This is a genomic window from Streptomyces albipurpureus, assembly GCF_023701525.1.
GTDB classification, from domain to species: Bacteria; Actinomycetota; Actinomycetes; order Streptomycetales; family Streptomycetaceae; genus Streptomyces; species Streptomyces albipurpureus.
Genome location: NZ_JAMQAW010000012.1, coordinates 173010 through 190864 on the forward strand (window position 1 = coordinate 173010; position 17855 = coordinate 190864).

General features: G+C 68.0%; 18 protein-coding genes. 6 read left to right on the forward strand and 12 right to left on the reverse strand.

Annotation, left to right across the window (positions count from 1 at the left end; all coding sequences use genetic code 11):
• Positions 1-163: 163 nt before the first annotated feature.
• The 4 genes from NBG84_RS16495 to NBG84_RS16510 all read left to right on the forward strand — a co-directional run bounded on the left by NBG84_RS16495 (position 164) and on the right by NBG84_RS16510 (position 5630).
• Entirely contained in the window at positions 164-1504 is a 1341-nt protein-coding gene (locus NBG84_RS16495; protein ID WP_425608650.1) for an SWIM zinc finger family protein, read from the forward strand.
• 253 nt (positions 1505-1757) lie between these two features.
• Positions 1758-3122, forward strand: coding sequence for an esterase-like activity of phytase family protein (locus NBG84_RS16500; protein ID WP_250920210.1), 1365 nt, complete (start codon positions 1758-1760; stop codon positions 3120-3122).
• A 487-nt stretch (positions 3123-3609) separates the two neighbouring features.
• On the forward strand, positions 3610-4248 hold the full coding sequence (locus NBG84_RS16505; protein ID WP_250920211.1) for an N-acetylmuramoyl-L-alanine amidase: 639 nt from the start codon (positions 3610-3612) through the stop codon (positions 4246-4248).
• A 128-nt stretch (positions 4249-4376) separates the two neighbouring features.
• Complete coding sequence (locus NBG84_RS16510; RefSeq protein WP_250920212.1) at positions 4377-5630, forward strand: GAF domain-containing protein; 1254 nt, start codon at positions 4377-4379, stop codon at positions 5628-5630.
• Between the two features lie 74 nt (positions 5631-5704).
• Here the strand turns inward: NBG84_RS16510 and asnB are convergent, their stop codons facing one another.
• The 10 genes from asnB to NBG84_RS16560 all read right to left on the reverse strand — a co-directional run bounded on the left by asnB (position 5705) and on the right by NBG84_RS16560 (position 14507).
• Entirely contained in the window at positions 5705-7558 is a 1854-nt protein-coding gene (gene asnB / locus NBG84_RS16515) for an asparagine synthase (glutamine-hydrolyzing) (protein WP_250920213.1), read from the reverse strand.
• Positions 7559-7652: 94 nt separating this feature from the next.
• Positions 7653-8360: a DUF2461 domain-containing protein gene (locus tag NBG84_RS16520; protein WP_250920214.1), complete on the reverse strand. Its 708-nt coding sequence runs from the start codon at positions 8358-8360 to the stop codon at positions 7653-7655.
• A complete protein-coding gene (locus tag NBG84_RS16525) occupies positions 8350-8691 on the reverse strand; it encodes a TfoX/Sxy family protein (RefSeq protein WP_250920215.1) in 342 nt (113 codons plus the stop codon). Before NBG84_RS16525 ends, NBG84_RS16520 begins: the two co-directional genes overlap by 11 nt.
• A gap of 13 nt (positions 8692-8704) precedes the next feature.
• Positions 8705-11143: a DHA2 family efflux MFS transporter permease subunit gene (locus tag NBG84_RS16530; protein ID WP_250920216.1), complete on the reverse strand. Its 2439-nt coding sequence runs from the start codon at positions 11141-11143 to the stop codon at positions 8705-8707.
• A gap of 46 nt (positions 11144-11189) precedes the next feature.
• Positions 11190-11522 (reverse strand): YciI family protein, encoded by a 333-nt coding sequence (locus tag NBG84_RS16535; RefSeq protein ID WP_250920217.1) that lies wholly within the window; start codon positions 11520-11522, stop codon positions 11190-11192.
• A 34-nt stretch (positions 11523-11556) separates the two neighbouring features.
• On the reverse strand, positions 11557-12339 hold the full coding sequence (locus tag NBG84_RS16540; RefSeq protein WP_250920218.1) for a class I SAM-dependent methyltransferase: 783 nt from the start codon (positions 12337-12339) through the stop codon (positions 11557-11559).
• 96 nt (positions 12340-12435) lie between these two features.
• Positions 12436-12765, reverse strand: coding sequence for an SCP2 sterol-binding domain-containing protein (locus tag NBG84_RS16545; protein ID WP_250920219.1), 330 nt, complete (start codon positions 12763-12765; stop codon positions 12436-12438).
• 17 nt (positions 12766-12782) lie between these two features.
• Complete coding sequence (locus tag NBG84_RS16550) at positions 12783-13211, reverse strand: VOC family protein (RefSeq protein WP_250920220.1); 429 nt, start codon at positions 13209-13211, stop codon at positions 12783-12785.
• 315 nt (positions 13212-13526) lie between these two features.
• The gene (locus NBG84_RS16555) at positions 13527-13697 is read right to left on the reverse strand and encodes a hypothetical protein (RefSeq protein ID WP_250920221.1); all 171 of its coding nucleotides are present in this window, start codon (positions 13695-13697) and stop codon (positions 13527-13529) included.
• A 543-nt stretch (positions 13698-14240) separates the two neighbouring features.
• Positions 14241-14507: a hypothetical protein gene (locus tag NBG84_RS16560; protein ID WP_250920222.1), complete on the reverse strand. Its 267-nt coding sequence runs from the start codon at positions 14505-14507 to the stop codon at positions 14241-14243.
• Between NBG84_RS16560 and NBG84_RS16565 the strand changes: the two genes are divergently transcribed.
• Positions 14508-15077, forward strand: coding sequence for an AfsR/SARP family transcriptional regulator (locus NBG84_RS16565; RefSeq protein ID WP_250920223.1), 570 nt, complete (start codon positions 14508-14510; stop codon positions 15075-15077).
• Positions 15078-15150: 73 nt separating this feature from the next.
• Here NBG84_RS16565 and NBG84_RS16570 read toward each other — a convergent pair whose 3' ends face one another.
• The gene (locus NBG84_RS16570) at positions 15151-15996 is read right to left on the reverse strand and encodes a TetR/AcrR family transcriptional regulator (protein WP_250920224.1); all 846 of its coding nucleotides are present in this window, start codon (positions 15994-15996) and stop codon (positions 15151-15153) included.
• 176 nt (positions 15997-16172) lie between these two features.
• On the opposite strand from NBG84_RS16570, the gene NBG84_RS16575 reads away from it, so the two are divergent.
• Positions 16173-17063 carry an AfsR/SARP family transcriptional regulator gene (locus NBG84_RS16575; RefSeq protein ID WP_250920225.1) on the forward strand — a complete coding sequence of 297 codons (891 nt, stop codon included), beginning with the start codon at positions 16173-16175 and terminating at the stop codon, positions 17061-17063.
• A 305-nt stretch (positions 17064-17368) separates the two neighbouring features.
• Here the strand turns inward: NBG84_RS16575 and NBG84_RS16580 are convergent, their stop codons facing one another.
• A complete protein-coding gene (locus NBG84_RS16580; RefSeq protein WP_250920226.1) occupies positions 17369-17746 on the reverse strand; it encodes a nuclear transport factor 2 family protein in 378 nt (125 codons plus the stop codon).
• Positions 17747-17855: the final 109 nt, after the last annotated feature.

Consider the following 17855-nt stretch of genomic DNA (forward strand, 5'->3'; position numbering starts at 1 on the left):
CAACGACAGTTACCGCGGGTACGGGCAGTTCGGCGGAGGTTTGGGAGCCGGCCGGGAGACGCAGGACGCAGCCGTGTCGCGCGGCGGCTTCGAAGCAGCGAATGACTTCGAACCGACGGACGGCTTTGAGCCCCGACCGGCAGAGGAAAGAGAGGCGGCGGACATCACGGACAACGGACACGGCAGCGGCGGTCAGCGCGGAAGGGGCCACCAGGGGGCGGGGGACGACGGCGAGCGGACCTTTGCCGCGTTGCCGCCCGCGGCCGGTCGCGGTTTCGCCGGGACCTGGTGGGGGCGGACCTGGGTCAAGGCGCTGGAGGAGACGGCTCTCGACGGCGACCAGTTGAAGAAGGGCCGCAGGCAGGCCCGTGCGGGATCGGTCGGGGCGGTTTCCGTGCGCCCCGGACGGATTACCGCCGTCGTGCGTGACCGGGACGGTACCGGTCAGCGCTGCGATGTGCTCCTCCAGGAACTCAGCGACGCCGAATGGGATCGTTTCCTCGACATGGCGGTGGATCGCGCGGGGCACATCGCCGCGCTCCTCGACCGTGAGATGCCGCCCCATCTGGTGGAGGACGCCACGAGCGCCGGGGTGGAGTTGCTGCCCGGCATAGGTGATCTGGAGCCGGAGTGCGGATGCGGGGCCTGGGACCTCTGCCCGCACACTGCCGCGCTCTGCTACCAGGTGGCGCGGCTGCTCGATCAGGACCCGTTCATCCTGTTGTTGATGCGGGGTCGGGGCGAGCGCCGTCTGCTGGATGAGTTGCAGGCCCGCAGCGTGGCCCGGGCCGCGACCGGCGCCGCGGGTGATGAGCGGCGGGGGCAACCGCCGCGGGGCGTGCGGGCCGATGCGGTGTTCGCGGCCGGCTCCTCGTTGCCACCGCTGCCTGTCCCCCCGCCGCTCCCGGACGAGCCTGGGCTGTCACCGGTCCTGGACAGCGAGGTCGACCCGGGTCCCGGCATCGACCCCGACGCGCTGGAGTTCCTGGCCGAAGACGCCGCCTCGCGCGCTTACCGGATGCTTGCTGACGCGCTGTCCCCCGGCCATACCCGTAAGCCGCTGGAGGACGAACCGCGGGTGGGTGTCGACGCGGTGCGGATGGCGGCGAACATCCCTGGCCCGGTGATCGTCGAACGTCTCGCCCGTGGGACGGGCCGCCAGCGCGCCGATATGGAGCTAGCGGTACGCGCTTGGCGAGCGGGCGGCCCGGCGGCGCTAGCGGTACTGGGCGACGAGTGGTCCCCCGGGGAGGAACTGCTCACCCGTGCGACGGCCGTCTTGGAGGGGGCCTGGGAAGCCTCGGATCGGCCGCGGTTGCGGTCGGCGGGCGGCGGCAGATGGACGGTGGTGGGAGCAGAAGCACAGCTACGGGTCGGCGAGGACGGCCGCTGGTGGCCCTTCGCCAAGGAGAAGGGACGTTGGGTGCCGGCCGGGCCGGCGAGCCATGACCCGGCCGCAGCGCTGTCCGAGGTGGTGCCAGGGGCATTGGGCGAAGTGGACTGAAGTCGCACAAAGTAATACGTGAACCCCCCACCACATGAGAGAGATCCACCGAACCACGCCGAACCGCCCCCAAGGCCTACGCGCGTAGGGCAGGGTTTCACCAGATGCATGGATCCGCCGGTAGGAGCGCTCGTCCGGGCAACTGGCCCGAGCGCCCCCATCGGCGGCCCCGCACGGAGTCCTGACGCCTCGTGGGAAGGGGCTCCGGAGCCATCTGGCCAGTAGACCCGCCTGACCCCCACCAGGAGGCCTTGTGTCCCGCTACGCACAGCTGCCCCGACCGCTCCGCCGCTCCATCGCCCTGGGAGTGCCGGTCGCCCTGGTCACCGCGATCGCCGTGACCGCGACCGCCAACGGCAGCACGCCCGCTCCGTCCAAGCCCCGCGCCGCGGCCCCCGAGGTGGTGGGTACCGCGGTTCTCGACGAAATCCCCCTCGCGCAGTTCAGCAACTCCCTGATTCCGGACTCCGTGAAGAACGACCGCGGAGTCCACCTCGGGATCGGCAGCGATATGTTCCCAGCCGATCGCAAGGGCGAGTTCTGGGCGCTGACCGACCGCGGCCCCAATGGACAGATCAAGGTCGACGGGGTGAAGCGCCGCACCTTCGCGGTGCCGGAGTTCAACCCGGCGATCGTGCGCGTACGCGTGGCCGGTGACCGGGTCTCCGTGCTGCGGGCGATCCCCATCACCACGGCGTCCGGGAAACCGGTCACGGGTCTGCCGAACCAGGCGGCACGGGACGAGGCACCGTACAACTTCGACGCGAGTGTCCCGCTGGCCTTCAACCCGAACGGCCTGGACACCGAGGGGATGGTCAGAGCCGAGGACGGTTCGTTCTGGCTCGTCGACGAGTACGGACCGTCGCTGATCCATGTCTCGGCACGCGGTCGGGTGCTGACCCGCTATGTGCCCGAGGGCCTGAAGCTCAAGGGCGCGGACTACCCGGTCGTCGAGGCCCTGCCGTCCATCCTGTTGAAGCGCAAGCTCAACCGCGGTTTCGAGGCGCTGACCGTGCTGCCGGGCGGCGATCTGGTCATGGCGGTGCAGAGTCCCCTGCTGGTGCCCGACGCCACCGCGGGACAGGCGTCCCGCAATGTACGACTGCTGCGCTTCTCCCCCGAGGAGGAAGAAGTGACCGCGGAGTACTCCTACCGCTTCGACGCGGTGAACGTCGTCGATCCGTCCGAGACCGACACCTCCGAACTGAAGCTCTCCTCGCTGGTTCCCATCGACGATGACACCGTCCTGGTGCAGGAGCGTACGGACAAGTCCTCGCGTCTGCACCGGGTGAACCTGCCGAGCGGTGAAGGCATCCTGGGCAGCCGCTGGGACGACCTCGCGACCTCCCCGAGCTATGAGCAGCTCGATGACCCGGCGGCGGCCGGAGTCCCCGTGCTCGCCAAGCAACTGGTCGTCGACTTCGGCAAGGTACCCGGAGTGCCGGGCAAGGTCGAGGGCATCGCCGCCGTGGGCCGCGACACCCTGGCCCTGATCAACGACAACGACTTCGGTATGTCCGACGGTCCTGAGGCGTTCGACGCCGAGGGCCGGCTGGTGGACAGCGGTCTGGAGACCAGGGTGACGCACGTCAAGCTGCCGCGCCCGCTGCGCGGCTGACCTGGGGCGATACCCAGTTCAGCGAGGGGCGGTCGCTGGGACTCACGTTCCGGTGGCTGCCCCTCGCGGTCTCCCGATGCGGCTTGTTGCCCGCAAGGGGCCGGGCCGATGGCCTGTCACCGAGCGGCCCGCGCCCGCGTCAGCAGCCGCGGCGTTCCGACCGGGTCCGTGGCCACGGGTCTGCGCCCCTCGCTGGCTGGCCCGAGCGGGCTGGAGCTGTGCGGGCTGGAGCCGTGCCCAGCGGGCTCGCCGCTCCCCTGGCCCGACGCACCACCGCGGCACACCCACCCCTGATGCCTCCGGGGGGGCGCTTCCTGACGAGCCCCTGACTCATCCGGCCCACCGGCTGTGCGACACCAGGCACCTCGGGAGCCGCGACATCCCCGGGCGACGACTCCCGGCGGGAGATCCTCAGATCGACCTCGACCGCCGGCCAGCGGACGGGTCCGACGTCCCTACTTCTGATCACCGCACCAGGAGAGGCCCAATGGATCGCAGAAGACTCCTCCAGGGCGCCGCCGCAGCGGCGGCCACCAGCATGCTCGCTTCCACCTCCCGCGCCCACGCTGCCAACGGTTCGGCAGCCGACCCCCTGCCCGATGCTCCCAGGCAGTCGCCGGGCACCGCACCCCTCAGCAGCACGGACTACCCCTCCGCGCAGTGGATGGCCGCCGCCTCGGCCAACTACACGGTCTCCAACCGGCCTTCCTCGTACTCGATCGACTTCGTCGTCATCCACGTGGCCCAGGAGACCTTCGCCGATACGGTCAGCATCTTCCAGAACCCGGCGAAACAGGTCTCCGCGCATTACGTCGTCGGCTCGTCGGACGGCTCGGTCGCGCAGTGCGTGCGGGAGCGGCACATCGGCTGGCACGCCGGCAACTGGGACTACAACACCCGCAGCGTCGGCATCGAGCACGAGGGCTGGGTGGACCAGCCCGCCTACTTCACCCATGCGCTCTACGAGAGCTCCGCCGCGCTCACCGCATCGATCTGCGACCGGTACGGCATCCCCAAGGACCGCGCGCGGATCATCGGACACCATGAGGTGCCCGGCGCCGACCACACCGATCCCGGTCCGCTCTGGGACTGGGGGCGCTATATCCGCCTGGTGAACCTCGCCTGACCACCCCGGGCCCCGGGCGGTGACGACCAGGGGTCAAAATACCGGAGTGGGAGCCTACTGACTGCACGTCATCTGACGTGGTTGTCCGGCTCGGCGCGCTAGGTCACGATGGTTCCAGGGAGGCCGATTTGACCGATGCATGGGTGGCCCTGGAACCAGGCGCGGATCCGGTGACGCGGATCGCTGACCTGCGCAGGGCCTACGACTCGTATGTGAGTGCGGGCCGGGTGGAGCGACCGGTGCGATCCGTGGTGGCCGACTCCTGGCGTCGGTCGGCCAGGGCCCAGGTCAGCCCCGAGGGCGTGGCGTCCATCGAGTTGAACGACGACGCGCTCACCACGTATCGCGAGAGCCATCCACTTGCCCGGGTGATGCCGCTGATACGGGAGCTCACCGGTGCCTACGCGATGGACGGCGACCATCTGGTCGCGGTGTGCGACGCGCATGGGCGCATGCTGTGGGTGGAGGGTCCGCCCAGCACGCGTCAGCGGGCAGAGGTGATGAACTTCGTGCCGGGCGCACGCTGGTCGGAGGCCGTGGCCGGGACGAACGCGCCGGGCACCGCGATCGCGGTGGACCGCCCCGTCCAGGTCTTCGCCGCCGAGCACTTCCGCCGCCCGGTACACGCTTGGACCTGCGCTGCGGCGCCCATCCACGACCCCGGTACCGGACGGCTGTTGGGCGCGGTCGACATCACGGGCGGGGACCGGCTGGCCCATCCGCACAGTCTCGCCTTCATCACCGCGGTTGCCCGGGCCGCCGAGTCCCAACTCGCCCTCCTCTCCCCCGCACCCGCCGAGGGAAGCGTGCGGCTGACGGCCCTCGGCCGCAACGAAGCCCTGCTGCTGGCCGACGGGCGCACCTTACGACTGAGCCGCCGCCACAGTGAGATCCTGGTACTGCTGGCCCACCGCCCCGAGGGCGTGTGCGGCGACGAGTTGTTGATGGAACTGTACGAGGACGAGTCGGTCACCCCGGTCACCCTGCGCGCCGAACTGTCGCGGCTGCGCCATCTCCTGGGCACCGACCTCCTGCGTTCAAGGCCCTACCGTCTCGCCTCGCTGGTGGACACGGATTTCGGTGCGGTGATGCGAAGGCTCGCGTCGGGAACGGTGACCGGAGCGCTCAGCGCCTACGCCGGGCCTCTCCTGCCAGCGTCCCTGGCGCCCGCGGTGGTGCGGCTACGGCGTCGGCTCACCGACCAACTGCGGGCAGCACTGATCTCACGGGGGGACCCGGGACTACTGGCGGACTGGGCGTACAGCCCCTGGGGCGAAGATGACCTTCCGGTGTGGCGGGCGTTGGCGGGTGTGCTCCCCGGGGCCCAACGTCCGGCGGCGCTGGCGCGCATCCGGGAGTTGGACGGCTGGCAGGGAGCCTGAGTCGCGGCGTCCCCCCGCGGCGCGCCTCCTGTACGCGGGGTGCCCCTCGCGGGCCGGCGCCTCGGGCCGGCGCGCTAGGGAAGCCTGAGTGTGGGGTTGTAGACATCCAGCCACATGGCGAAGTCCAGGGTCCGCTCCAGGCCCAGCCGGGTCAGTCGGTCCATCGAGGCCGATTCCCGTCGGGTCGCGTCCTCCAGCCACTCGCGGTCCAGCAACTCGAACACTCCGTGGTTCCGGCGCGTCAGCAGATCCTTGGCCTGCTGTTGGAGCTCTCGGGTGTAGTAGGGGTCTTGGGTCGACGGATAGGCGCTCTTGGGCCGCCAGGCGACCGAGGAAGGCAGCATGTCCTTGATGGCCCCGCGCAGCAGGCTCTTCTCCCTGCCGTCATAGGTCTTCAACGACCAGGGAGTGTTGTAGACGTACTCGACGAGCCGGTGGTCGCAGAACGGCACCCGGACTTCGAGCCCGACCGCCATGCTGAGCCGGTCCTTGCGGTCGAGCAGGAACCGCATAAAGCGGGTCAGGTGCAGGTAGATCATGATCCGCATGCGGTACTCGAAGTCGTCCTCGGAGTCGAACTCATCGCCGGATTCGAGCCGCTCGACCTCTCTGAGGGCACTTTCGTATCCCTCTCGCCGGTACTCCTCCAGGTCCAGACCGGACCACAGCTGCGGGTTCAGGCCCGTGCCGTCCTTGTCGAACGCACCGATGTTGAGGGCGATCCACGGGAAGGTCCGAGCCTGCTGGATCTGGGGTATGTGCATGTGCTTGTACCCACCGAACAGCTCGTCCGCCGCCTCGCCGGACAGGGCCACCGTCGACCTCTTGCGGATCTCGCGAAAGAGCAGGTACGCCGAGAAGTCGATATCGCCGATACCCATCGGCACATCACGGGCGATGACGGCGGCCTTGCGGACCTCGGGATCGGCCAGTGCCTTCGGGCCGATCACGATGTCGGCGTGTTCCGAACCGACGTGCTTGGCGACTTCCCGCACATAGGGCGCGTCAAGGGTGTCGCGCAGGTCGTCCGAGGTGAAGTTCTCGGCCTGGTCCATGAAGTCGACCGCGAAGGTCCGCACGCGCTCCTCGCCCAGATGGGCAGCGGCCAGCGCGGTGAGGGTGCCGGAATCCAGGCCGCCGGAGAGCAGGATGCAACGTGGCACATCCGCGACGAGCTGCCGGCGCACGGTGTCGTCGAGCAGTTCGCGGACACGCCGGACGGTGGTGTCCACATCGTCGGTGTGGGGTCGGGTCTCCAGCCTCCAGTAGGTGCGGGTACGCGATCCGCTGACGTCGACCGTGACCACCGTGCCGGGTTCGACCTGCTTCATTCCTGACCAGATCGCGTGTCCCGGTGTGAAGCAGTACGAGAGCGACTCGCGCAGCCCGTCGGCGTCGACCACGCGCTGGGCGAGCGGATTGGCCAGTATCGCCTTCGGCTCCGAGCCGAACAGCAGGCCATCTGATGTGGGGTAGTAGTAGAGCGGCTTGATCCCCAGCCGGTCGCGGATCATGACCAGCTTCTGGTCCCGTGCGTCCCAGATGGCGAACGCGTACATACCGTTGAGCCGATCGACCAGCGCCTCGCCCCAGTGCAGATAGGCGCGCAGTACTACTTCCGTGTCACTTGAGGTGTCGAACCGCTCCCCACGCCGAACCAACTCATCGCGCAGTTCGACGAAATTGTAGGTCTCGCCGCTGTAGACGAGCGAGACCTCGCCGTTCGGCGTGTGTACGGACATCGGCTGCTTGCCGCCCGGCAGATCGATGACGGCAAGCCTGCGGTGGCCGAGTGCGGCGTGCTGGTCGACCCATGTGCCGGAGGAGTCCGGACCTCGACACGCCATGGTCTGCGTCATCGTGTCGAGGGTCTCGCGTTCGTGCGTGAGGTTGCGGTTGAACGAGACCCAACCGGTGATTCCACACATCTGCCCGTCCTCCTCAAGGTCCTTGGAGTGATTCCGTTCCCCGGCTCGCCTGCGGCGCCCGTGGGGTCACCTGGGTCCTTCGGGAGCCCAGCGGTCAGTCACCACGTCGGCGTGGGGGGTCCTGGCTCTCCCCGACGTACTCGTCGATCCATTCCTTCAGCGGCATGATGGCGTTCCACACCTCGCGCACCGTGTCGATGGCCTGCGGCCGGTGCATCCACTCGGCCCGCTCGTACTCCTTGATCACCACCGCACCCTTCCAACGGAGGATCTCCGCACGGTGATGGTCGGCGGGATAGTCGGCGGGGGTGCGCTTGAGGACGGGTTGCACGCCTGGCCCCACGGGGAGTTGCCTGTCGGCCAGTTGTCGCCGGATGTCCTCGAACTCATGGGCGGATCGTCCGTCGGCGACGGCGGACCGGAATCGTTTGACCTGGTCCGGGGCGAAAGCCATGGCCCCGCCGGCCAGCCGCATATCGTCGCTCTCGATGCGGAGGAAGGCTCCGATCCCACCCACGGCCCGGTCGCTGGTCGTCACACCGACCCAGGTCTTGTAGGGGGACTTGTCCTTGGAGAACCTGACATCGCGATGGGGCCGGAAGGTGCGCAGCGGACCGAACTCCTCCTCAAGGTCCGCCATGAGTTGGTTGACCGGCCCCTTGACGTATTCCTCCCAGGTCGCCCGGTTGGCCTCCCAGTAGGTCTTGGAATTGTCCTTCTCCAAGCCTTCGAGGAAGGCGAACAGTTGAGGCGGGAAGCCATCGAAAGGCGGGGTTACCTGAACGCCTTCGTCAGTTGCCACTGCCGCTCACCTTCCCGTTGTATTCCAGGGCTTCGTTCATCCAAGAACCGAAGGCCTGATCCGATTCGATCCCGTACTCGGCGATCACGATCCAGCCCTTACCCATTTCCTTGCCGCGCATTTCCGCCACGTCGGCTCCATCGCGCTCAAGTAAGGCCTCGGCCCTGTCGGGGTCGCAGCGCAGCATGAGTTGGCCGCTGGGATTCGCGGCGACCGCCATCTTGCCGTTGACCATAAAGGCGAGGCTGCCGAACATCTTCACCTCGCGTACCTGCTCCTCGCCCGAGAGGAATTCACGAACACGGTCGGCGAGATCTTTGTCGTATGCCATTTCCGGCCCACTCCTAGACTGTGGCGACCAGGGGCAGCGAAGGGTCACCGCTCCATTCCACAAGGCCGTCATCGTAGATGGCGACGTCGGGCACGCCCAGCATCTTCAGAGCAAAGGCGTCGAGAGTCGCATCGACCCCCGCCGCGCAGTAGGCGATGACCTTTCCGGAGTCTTTGGCACCGACCGCGTCGAGTTGGGAGGCGAGCTGCTGGTGGGGCAGGAAGCTGCCGGTGGCCGGGTCGATGAGTGATGCCGCCGGAACGTTCACACTGGAGGGGATGTGCCCCGTTCGGCCGTGCGCGACCGGGATCCGGCCGGCGTGCTGGTCGGGGGAGAGTGCGTTGATCAGACAGACGTCGGGGTCTTCGATGGCCCTCTGCACCTGCTCGCGGGTGACGAACAGCTCGGGGCGGGGTTGGGGCACGAAGGTGCCTCGGATCGCTGTTGGAGCGTCGGTGGCCACGGGCCGGCCCTCGTCGGTCCACTTCCGCCAGCCGCCGTTGAGTACGGTGGCGTTCGTGTGGCCCACCGATTGCAGCAGCCACCAGAGCCGGGTGGCGAAGGCCGTGTGCGCCCTGTCGTAGAGGACCACCGTGTCGTCGTTGCTGATGCCCAGCTTCTCGATGGCGGCAACCAACCGATCGGTCGGCAAAAGCCCGAACGGCTTGGGCGCTGTGAGGTCGGAGAGTTCGATCAGGAGGTCGGCGAAGACGGCACCGGGGATATGGCCCTGGCCGTACCCTTCCCGACCGCTGCCGAGTTCGACTCCGCCCTCGGGCAGTGGGCGGAAGTCCACCGTGCAGTCGACGACGACGATTCCCGGTTCCCCCAGGCGCTCGGCAAGCCACCCGGTCTCGACAAGCGCCGACCCCGGGCTGGTGCCCTTCTCGCCCGTTCCGCCGGGGAGGGCGCCCTCGCCAGGATCGGGTAGCCGCCCACGGGTCATCAGGGCGTAGGCGAGCACGGCGATGAGCAGGGTGCAGCCGGCGCAGATGAAGAACGCGACATGGATGGCGTCGACGAAGGACTGGTTCACCGCCGCGGTGAAGTCCGCGCTGCTGATGGGGAGGTCCCGGAGCTGGTCGCTCGCCTGCCCCGCACCCGCGCCGGCCCCGCCGACCCGGTCCGCGATCTGATCACCGGCAGCGGCGGGCACACCGAGGTCGGAGAGTGCGGCGACGACCTTGTCCTTGAACTGCGAGACGACGACCGTGCCCAACACCGCCGCTCCGGCGGTGAATCCGGCGACGCGGGTGGTGTTGATCACCGATGAGCCCAGGCCCGCCCGCTCCGGTGGGGTGGAGGCCATCACCGCCACGGTCAGGGGCGCGAACATGCAGCCGATGCCCCCGCCGACGAGGGCGACCTTCCACCACACCGCGCCGAAGCCGGTGCCGGGCTCGACCGTGGTCAGCAGCAGGAATCCCACGGTCACCAGGAGTCCACCCACGATGATCGGGACGCGTGGCCCGGTCCTGCCGGCCACAACGCTGGCCAGGGGCGAGAGGAAGAAGATGCCCAGTGTCAGTGGGAGGAGGCGAAGGCCGGACTCCAGCGCGGAGTGCTCCTGCACGTTCTGGAAGTACTGGGCCATGAAGAACATCGCACCGACGATGACGAACCCGAGGAGTGAGGCGATCGCGCCGGAGGCCGCGAAGGTGCGGTTGCGGAACAGCTCCAGGGGGAACATCGGTTCGCGGCTGCGCTTCTCCACCGCGATGAACCCGCCGAGCATCAGCACCGAGCCGACCAGAAGACCGATGATCATTGGCGAGTCCCAGCCCTCCCGCTCCCCCTGGATCAGCCCCATGATCAGGCAGAACAGGCCGCTGGTGGCGAGGATCTGGCCGGGGACGTCGAGGGGGCTGGCGTCCGGGTTCCGCGACTCGATCAGCCAGCGGGCGCCGAGGACAAGGGCCAGGACGCCGACCGGCAGGTTGAGCAGGAAGATCGCGTGCCAGCTGAAGGACTCGATCAGCACGCCACCGAGCAGGGGCCCCAGGGCGAGAGCGACACCGGAGACAGCGGTCCAGATGCCGATTGCCTTGGCTCGGCCCAGGGGGTCGGTGAACGTCGACACGAGCAGGGCCAGACTCGCGGTCTCGATGGCGGCGGCGCCGACCCCCTGCACGACCCGGCCGAGGACGAGCGTGCTGAAGCTGTCCGCGTAACCGCACAGGGCGGAACCCACGATGAAGAGCACCAGGCCGGTGAGGAACACCCGTTTGCGGCCCAGCCGGTCTCCCAGGGTGCCCGTCATCAGCATCAGCGCCGCAAACGGCAGGGTGTAGGCGTCGACGGTCCACTGCAGGTGAGAGATCTCCGCACCGAGATCCCGCTGGATCTCGGATAAGGCGACGAAGATGATGGACCCGTCAAGCAGGACCATGAACGTACCCAGGCTGGTGACCAGGAGGGTCAGTGCCCTGATCCTGCGTGATGTTGTCTGCATGGTGCGTGAGCTCCCTGAGAAATGGCGCGAGCCGCTTGCGGGGTTCTCAGCCGGCGACCGGCTGCTCCTGGTACTTCGGGAAGAGGCCGAGGAACTGCGGAGGGACGAGGAACGGGTGCACCTCGACGCGGTCCCAGACCTTGTTGATGACGTAGGGCTCGCTCCTGAGCCATTCGTCGACTTCTTCGCGGGTCTCGAAGTCCACGATCAGCACACCGCCGGTCATCTTTCCGGCGCCGTCCAGGATGCCTCCGCCGAAGAGGAAGGAGCCGTCGGCCATCATCTTCTCGCCGTTGGCCATATGGGCCGGCCGGACGCCCATTCGTCGCTCGAATGTTCCTGGGTCGGTGCTGTCATGGGCTATGACTGCGTACAACAACGCCGCCGTCCTCTCTGTGGGAAAACGATGGGGATCAGTCCTCGGCTCGCTGTCCCCACACCGCGACGGTGATCGGGGTGTAGAGGACGGTGTCCGAGGGCTGTTGGAGCTGATCGAAGGCGGCCTCGACCTCCTTCCGCCCCATCAGTCCGATCTTGGTGATCATGGGGGCGAGCTTGGCCAGGCTCAGCGCGACGGTCTGCATCTCGGGGCTCCCCGCCTGTACCGCGGTGAGCTGGCAGTCGGTGCCGAGGAACTTGAGCCCGGTCCGGCGGAACGCGGGCAGGAGCTTCATCCCGTATCCGGGGTCGGCGCCACCGAAGTAGAAGAAGGTCTCCAGAGCGGTGGCTGCCCGAGTGAGCAGCGGTGAGGGCGGGTCGACGCGTTGGATGCTGCGGATGTCCGCCTCTTCGACGAGAAGGTAGCCGCCTGGCTTCAGCGCCTTGGCGAACTCGCCGAGAACGCGCTCCCGGTCCGCCAGATGCATCAGAAGGATCTTGCAGTGCACAAGGTCGTAGGTGCCCGCCTCCAGCGGCGTTGTGGTGATGTCCTGCTGGCGGACCTCAAGGTTGGGGGCGGTGACCCCCTCCATGTACTTGGGCTCGATGTCGATGGCGTGGACCTTGCCGAAGTGGCCCACGCGGTTGGACAGCCATCGGGCGATCGACCCGGCACCCGCCCCGACTTCGGCGCAGGTCCAGCCCTCGCGCACCCCGATCTGTTCGAGGTAGCGGATGGTGGCGGGGTCCGTGAGGGCTGCCACCTGCTCAAGGCGGACCTTCTCGGGGTCGGCTTCTGGTTCAGCCAGATGCTGCACGTTCGTCAACTCCTCAGGAAGGTGTGCGCAGGAGGGTTCCGAGGCAATGGCGGGAGCCGGCGGTTGACCAGGTCATCCGTTGCCCGGCAGGGGTGTTCAGACGCCGGTCTCAAAGAGCCCGGGCACCTTCATCGCGAGCATCATGTCGCCCTTGACCTTCAGCTTTCCGGTCATGAAGGCGCGCATCGCGTCCTGCCGTCCCTCGGCTATCGCCACCCATGTCTCACCGCTGGTGATGAAGGTGGTGTCCGGGTTGTCCACTCCGCCCGGGATGAGGCGGCCGTGGCCGTCGATGATCTCAAAGGCCCATACGCCGGGGTCCTCGTCGGTGATCTTCCACTGCAGGGTCCGGGTAAGACCGGCCGCGGCCTCATGGTTGAACCGGGTTGAGAGTGCCGCGAACAACTCTCCGACGGTCATGGACATGGATCGGCTCCTTGTGGTCAGCCCAGGCCGAGCTGGCGCTGGATCTCCTTGACCTGCGGATAGACATCGAACAACTGGAGGTAGTTGCCCGCGGGGTCCTTGACGCCGAAGGTGCGGCCCGAACCCATGTCGACGACCGGGGTCCTGATCTCGTAACCACCGTCCTGGGCCGTCTTGTGGGCGACCTCGGCGTCATCGACGGCGAATCCGAGCATCAGCCCACCGCTGGCCTCCGGGATGAGCGCCTGCGTCGGCTTGTCGGCCCTGGTCGCGACGTCCTGGACGATGATGCTGGTACTGCGCTTCTCGGAGCGCAGCCAGATGAAGTCGGCTTCAGGAGAGGTGAACTGGGGAACGACGCTGAAGCCCAGAAGATCTGTGTAGAAGGCCTTGGTCCGTCCCACATCGCTTGCGAAGATGGTCACCGCATCCAGATGCGAGAGCATGCTGCGAGTCCCTCCCTCGGGGTTGTGGTGGTGAGGGGACAGCCCGTGGGGGCTGCTCGGTGAAGCTAGTACCGTCGACTTACCGGTTGCTTACGGGTCGCGAAAGTGGCGATGCCCGGTCCCGCAGGCGAGGGCGGATCGGCGGACCAGCGCAGAGGTCCCGGTTCCGGGCGATCAAGTCGTGCGGATCGGACACGACTTGGTCGGCGAGCACATGCTTCGTGGCGGGCCGCGAATCCGTCGTGGGCCGGGTTGGGGAAGCCCTCCAGGGCGAAGTGGCGTATCGGTCGAAGCAGAGGCCGAGGACGATGTTCGTCACGGCAGGGCATACGGGGGCTCCATCTGACCGGGCGGCCCCCAGCACCTGAGTCGGGAGCCGCCCTCGACCGCGACCAGATGAGTCGAGACGGTGTCACCGCGGAAGGTGGCCCGGTCCAGCCGCTCTCCGCGGAAGGCCTGGTGGAAGGCGTAGCCGTCGGTGGTCACCCGGCCCCATCGTTGTTCGGGGCGGGTTGATTCTCCGGGGTTCGCCCCGGTCGGGCGTGGGCGAGGCCCACACCGACGTAGAGGGGGTGGATTGGGGGAGCACCGGGCCCGGTGGCCGAGGCATCGAGTCGTCGCCTCCGCGGTGTGACGGCGTCCGGCGCCGCAGGCCCCGGTAGGCCCGCGTCTCGACTCGGCTGGTGGAAACCCGCTGCCCAGCAGGTCGGGTCATTCGATCCCCTCCCCTAGCACACGGGACTCTCCATCGGCGGGACTACCGCCGGCTTACACCCGGTGTAAGGCTGGCTGATGGAGAACGTCCCGCCCGTCGTCGTACCGCGGGACCATGGCTGGTCAGGCGCGAAAGACGGCGCCACCAGTCGGGCCGGGGCGCGTCGTGGGGTGGCACGTAAGCGATGAGCACGACGGCGTCGGGTGGTTTGCAGGATGCCGCGAGGGGAACTATCGGTCGAACACCTGACGGTGTTCCAGGGGGCGCTGGGGGGACAGATGGACCGATCACAGGAGGCTGCGCCGACGCCGATATCACCCGTATCCGCGGGGGGTGGTGGCATACCGCAGGGCGGTGCCCAGGAGGGTGATGGAGCGCGGCAGGAGTATGAGGCGTGGCTCTTCGGCCCGTTCCGGGTGCATCGCGGAGGTGCCCCCTTGGGAGACCCACGAGGAGGACGGGCGAGTGCGCGCCCGCTGCTCAAGTGGTTCCTGCTGAACCCCAGGCAGAAGTTCCGGGACATCGAGCTCTCCGAGTTGCTCTGGCCTGGCCGGGTGGGGAATCGAGCGAATGGTCTCCATGTGACGCAGCACTCCCTGCGCCGGGTGCTGGAGCCGGAGCTCGCCAGCCGACAGCCTTCGAGGTTCATCCGGTCGGACCCCAGCGGCCGCTACTGGTTTGACCCGTCCGACTGCTGGTGGACCGACGTTGATGATGTCGCTCAGCTGTCGAGAACGGCGTGTGCCGCACGACGGGCGGGTGAGTCGGCGGCGGCGATAGCGGCCTACGAGCGGTTGCTCGCCTACTACGATCAGGGCTTCCTGCCGGAGGAGATGTACCAGGACGCCTTCGCGCCCTTCCGGACGACCCATGAACGCGGGCACGAGGAGGCGCTGATCCAGTTGTTGCGCCTGCACCGTCAGGCCGGCCATCTCTACGAGGCGTTGACCTGCGCGACCAGAATCCTCGATGGTGATCCCTACTCGGAGGAGGCGGCCACATCCGTCGTGGAGATCCACCTGGAGCAGGGCAGCCTGACCGGAGCGATCTCGCAGTTGGAGCAGTTCATCCGTACCCTGCACGAGGACCTCGGTGTGTCGCCGAGCCCCGAGCTCCTCTCCTTGCGGGAGCGGGTGAGAACTCCGCGATGACAGTTGGCGCGCCGCATCGCGCCCCAGGCAGCGGACAGCCGCCTACCGGGATTCCCCTCCCCGGTCGGCACGACTACTCCCGGCGGGCGCGTACCTGCTGGCTGACTGCGGCCAGGCGGGGCCAGTCGCCCGCCATCCCGGCACGGTGCCCGATCTCACGCATCACGGCTGCGAACAGCGCTCCCGACTTGACCAACTGCGGACGCACATGTCCGAAGACCTCCAGGGTCACAATGCCGTACAGCTGTGCCCAGGAGAGTTCGAAGAGCCAGAGCAAACCCAGCCCGTCCCTCCCCAGGAGTCCGGCGAGGTCGGGCTTGCCCTCCTCAGCGGGCGAGTGGACTGCCACGAAATCCTCATCGAGCTCCTCGCGGGCGGGCAGGGGGAACGGGTTCTGCTGCGCCAGATTCATGAAGATCCGCCCGAAGAAATCGGCGAACATCTGCACTCCTCCGGCGGGGCTTCCCGCACTGGCCGGCGCGAGCGGGTGGAGCGACTGCCCTGCCTCCGACCGGGCGACATGCTCTCCCGAGAGTGAGTTCGTGTGGAACACCAACTGGAACTCGTCGATGTGATCCAGCGCCCAGTAGCGGAAGGTGGTGGCAGCCGCCACCATCTGCGCCGCGGGGTCGTTGTCCCCATAGGGCTCGGCGGCCGCGGCCATCTCGCGGACGATCTCGGCGAAGATGTCGTCTGACAGCAGTTCGTTGAGCGCGGCGACGCTGCCGACGTACCGGTACAGCGCAGGCGCGGTGAAGCCCATCTCCGCCGCCACAGCACGCAGCGTCACCTCTCGCCCCGCACTCAGCAGCGACCGGCCGACCTCAACGATCTCTTCGAGAGTGGACTGCCGAAGACGCTCCCGGCGGTTCAATGTCGGACGCGTCTGCTCGGTGCGTCCGGGACCGACCTGGCTCATCCGACACCTCCAAGTTGACCGTAGGGGCGCGCAGAAGGGCAGGTGCGCCGTACCCACCGGTTCTACGGTAACGCTTGACAACCCTCGTGAACACCCTTCACCGTTAACGCCAGTAACTGACCCTATACCCATACACGATCGCTAGAGAAATGTCGGGGAGGGCGAACGTGCACGGTATGACCTCAGGGACAGCCCTGCTCCCAAGATCCGAGTGGGTCCACCCGCGCGAGCGGGAGCATGTGGCCACCTACCGGGCCTACTTGTTCGGCCCCTTCCGGGTCTTCAAGGGCGAAGAGGTGCTGGGCCAGCGCCGACAGCGCAGGGAGAAGGCGCTGCTGCTGCTCAAGTGGTTCCTTCTGAACCCGGGCAAGCCGGCGTCCATGGACCAACTCATCGACCTCGGGTGGCAGGACACCGCGCCCGAGAAGGCGGCCAGTGGCTTTCACGTCGGGATGCACTGCCTGCGGCGGATGCTTGAGCCGGACCTGCGCCCGGGGCAGGAGTCGTCCTTCATCCACCGCAGTGGCACCAACTTCTACCGCTTCGAGGCCAACGAGGGCTGGTGGAGCGATGCCAACGAGGTCGAGCGGCTCTTCGAGCAGGCGCGCGCCAGCGATGCCCACTGCGACGCCCGCCGCGCCTGCTTCTACTACAGCCGCGTCGCCGCCTACACCGTCCGCCGATTCCTTGAGGACGAGGAGTCACAACAGCAGTGGCTCGCACCGTACCGGAGGCAGTACGAGGGACTCTGTTCGCAGGCACTGATCCGTCTGATCCAGATCCACCGGGCGAGGGGAGAGCTGGACGAGGCCCTGGAGTACGCCTACGAGAAGCTGCGGCTGGATCCGTACAACGAACTCGCGGCCACCACCATCATCGAGGCCCACCTCCAGCTCGGCCGGCCGACCCATGCACTACGCCAGCTGTCGGTGTTCCTGCTGTCCCTCGAACGCGACCTCGGTGCCGCGGCCGGCAGCAACCTCCTGGCCCTGCGGGAGAAGATCATGCGTATGCCCCCGAACGGCCATGGTCCCGGGGCGTCCGCGCCCTGCCCGATCGGCGGGTGAGGCAACACCTTCCCGGGACGTTCTGCCGGTGGCCCCACGCAGCCTTCAGCGCACAACGAAGTGCTCCAGGGCCGATGGACGGATACGGCGATGTGTGGAGTGCCCTGCTGGCGGCGGCGCTCGTCCGGATGAGCGGCCAGAACCGGTTCGCTACGTGGGACATGACGTTGTGTCGGATGCCAGCCGACGCGTACCACCCCCTTCGCCCAGCGCCCTCCCGGCCGTGGCCGGACGAGAGGGCGACGCAGCGACCAGGGGGCGACCGAGATGGCGCTGGCCGTCTGGCGACGGGCCCACTGGGGCGGTCAGGACCCGTTCGACGCGTTCTGGGCGGCGATGAAGGGCGCCTGGTCGAAGACGATCCGGATATGCGTGATGGTGCCGTCCTTGACGGTCAGGCACTCGGCGCCCGGGGCGCTCTCGACCGGCAGCGTCTTGGTGTCGTACATCAGTAGCGCGGTCGTCTCGTCGCCGAACGCGGCGATCAGGTGCGAGTCGGTGAGGATGTGGGTGAACGGCTCCATGAAGCCCCGGAAGGCCTGCGCGCCTTGGAGCCGTCCGGCCGGTGCCTCGCACGCGATGTCGTCGGCGATGTAGGTCATGGCGCGGTCGAAGTCATGACCGGTCCAGGCCCGGTGGTAGGCGAGGGCGGTGTCCAGGGCTGGGCTGGGCGCGGCGGTCATAGCGGTTTTCCCCTTGTGCGACGAGTTGTACCCGCCAGCGGTCGGTCAGGCCTCCGATCGCCGGTGCTTTCCCAACGAGGGACCGCCCGTCCGGGACACGCGGCTGCCC

What these genes read in the sequence shown, in the direction of transcription:
- asnB (WP_250920213.1), bottom strand. Translation starts at nt 7,558, where the DNA reads ATGTGTGGAATCACCGGTTGGGTCTCGTTCAACCGCAACCTCACGCAC.
- NBG84_RS16560 (WP_250920222.1), bottom strand. Translation starts at nt 14,507, where the DNA reads ATGGAGACCATTCGCTCGATTCCCCACCCGGCCAGGCCAGAGCAACTC.
- NBG84_RS16545 (WP_250920219.1), bottom strand. Translation starts at nt 12,765, where the DNA reads ATGTCCATGACCGTCGGAGAGTTGTTCGCGGCACTCTCAACCCGGTTC.
- NBG84_RS16505 (WP_250920211.1), top strand. Translation starts at nt 3,610, where the DNA reads ATGGATCGCAGAAGACTCCTCCAGGGCGCCGCCGCAGCGGCGGCCACC.
- NBG84_RS16550 (WP_250920220.1), bottom strand. Translation starts at nt 13,211, where the DNA reads ATGCTCTCGCATCTGGATGCGGTGACCATCTTCGCAAGCGATGTGGGA.
- NBG84_RS16575 (WP_250920225.1), top strand. Translation starts at nt 16,173, where the DNA reads ATGACCTCAGGGACAGCCCTGCTCCCAAGATCCGAGTGGGTCCACCCG.
- NBG84_RS16580 (WP_250920226.1), bottom strand. Translation starts at nt 17,746, where the DNA reads ATGACCGCCGCGCCCAGCCCAGCCCTGGACACCGCCCTCGCCTACCAC.
- NBG84_RS16570 (WP_250920224.1), bottom strand. Translation starts at nt 15,996, where the DNA reads ATGAGCCAGGTCGGTCCCGGACGCACCGAGCAGACGCGTCCGACATTG.
- NBG84_RS16525 (WP_250920215.1), bottom strand. Translation starts at nt 8,691, where the DNA reads ATGGCATACGACAAAGATCTCGCCGACCGTGTTCGTGAATTCCTCTCG.
- NBG84_RS16530 (WP_250920216.1), bottom strand. Translation starts at nt 11,143, where the DNA reads ATGCAGACAACATCACGCAGGATCAGGGCACTGACCCTCCTGGTCACC.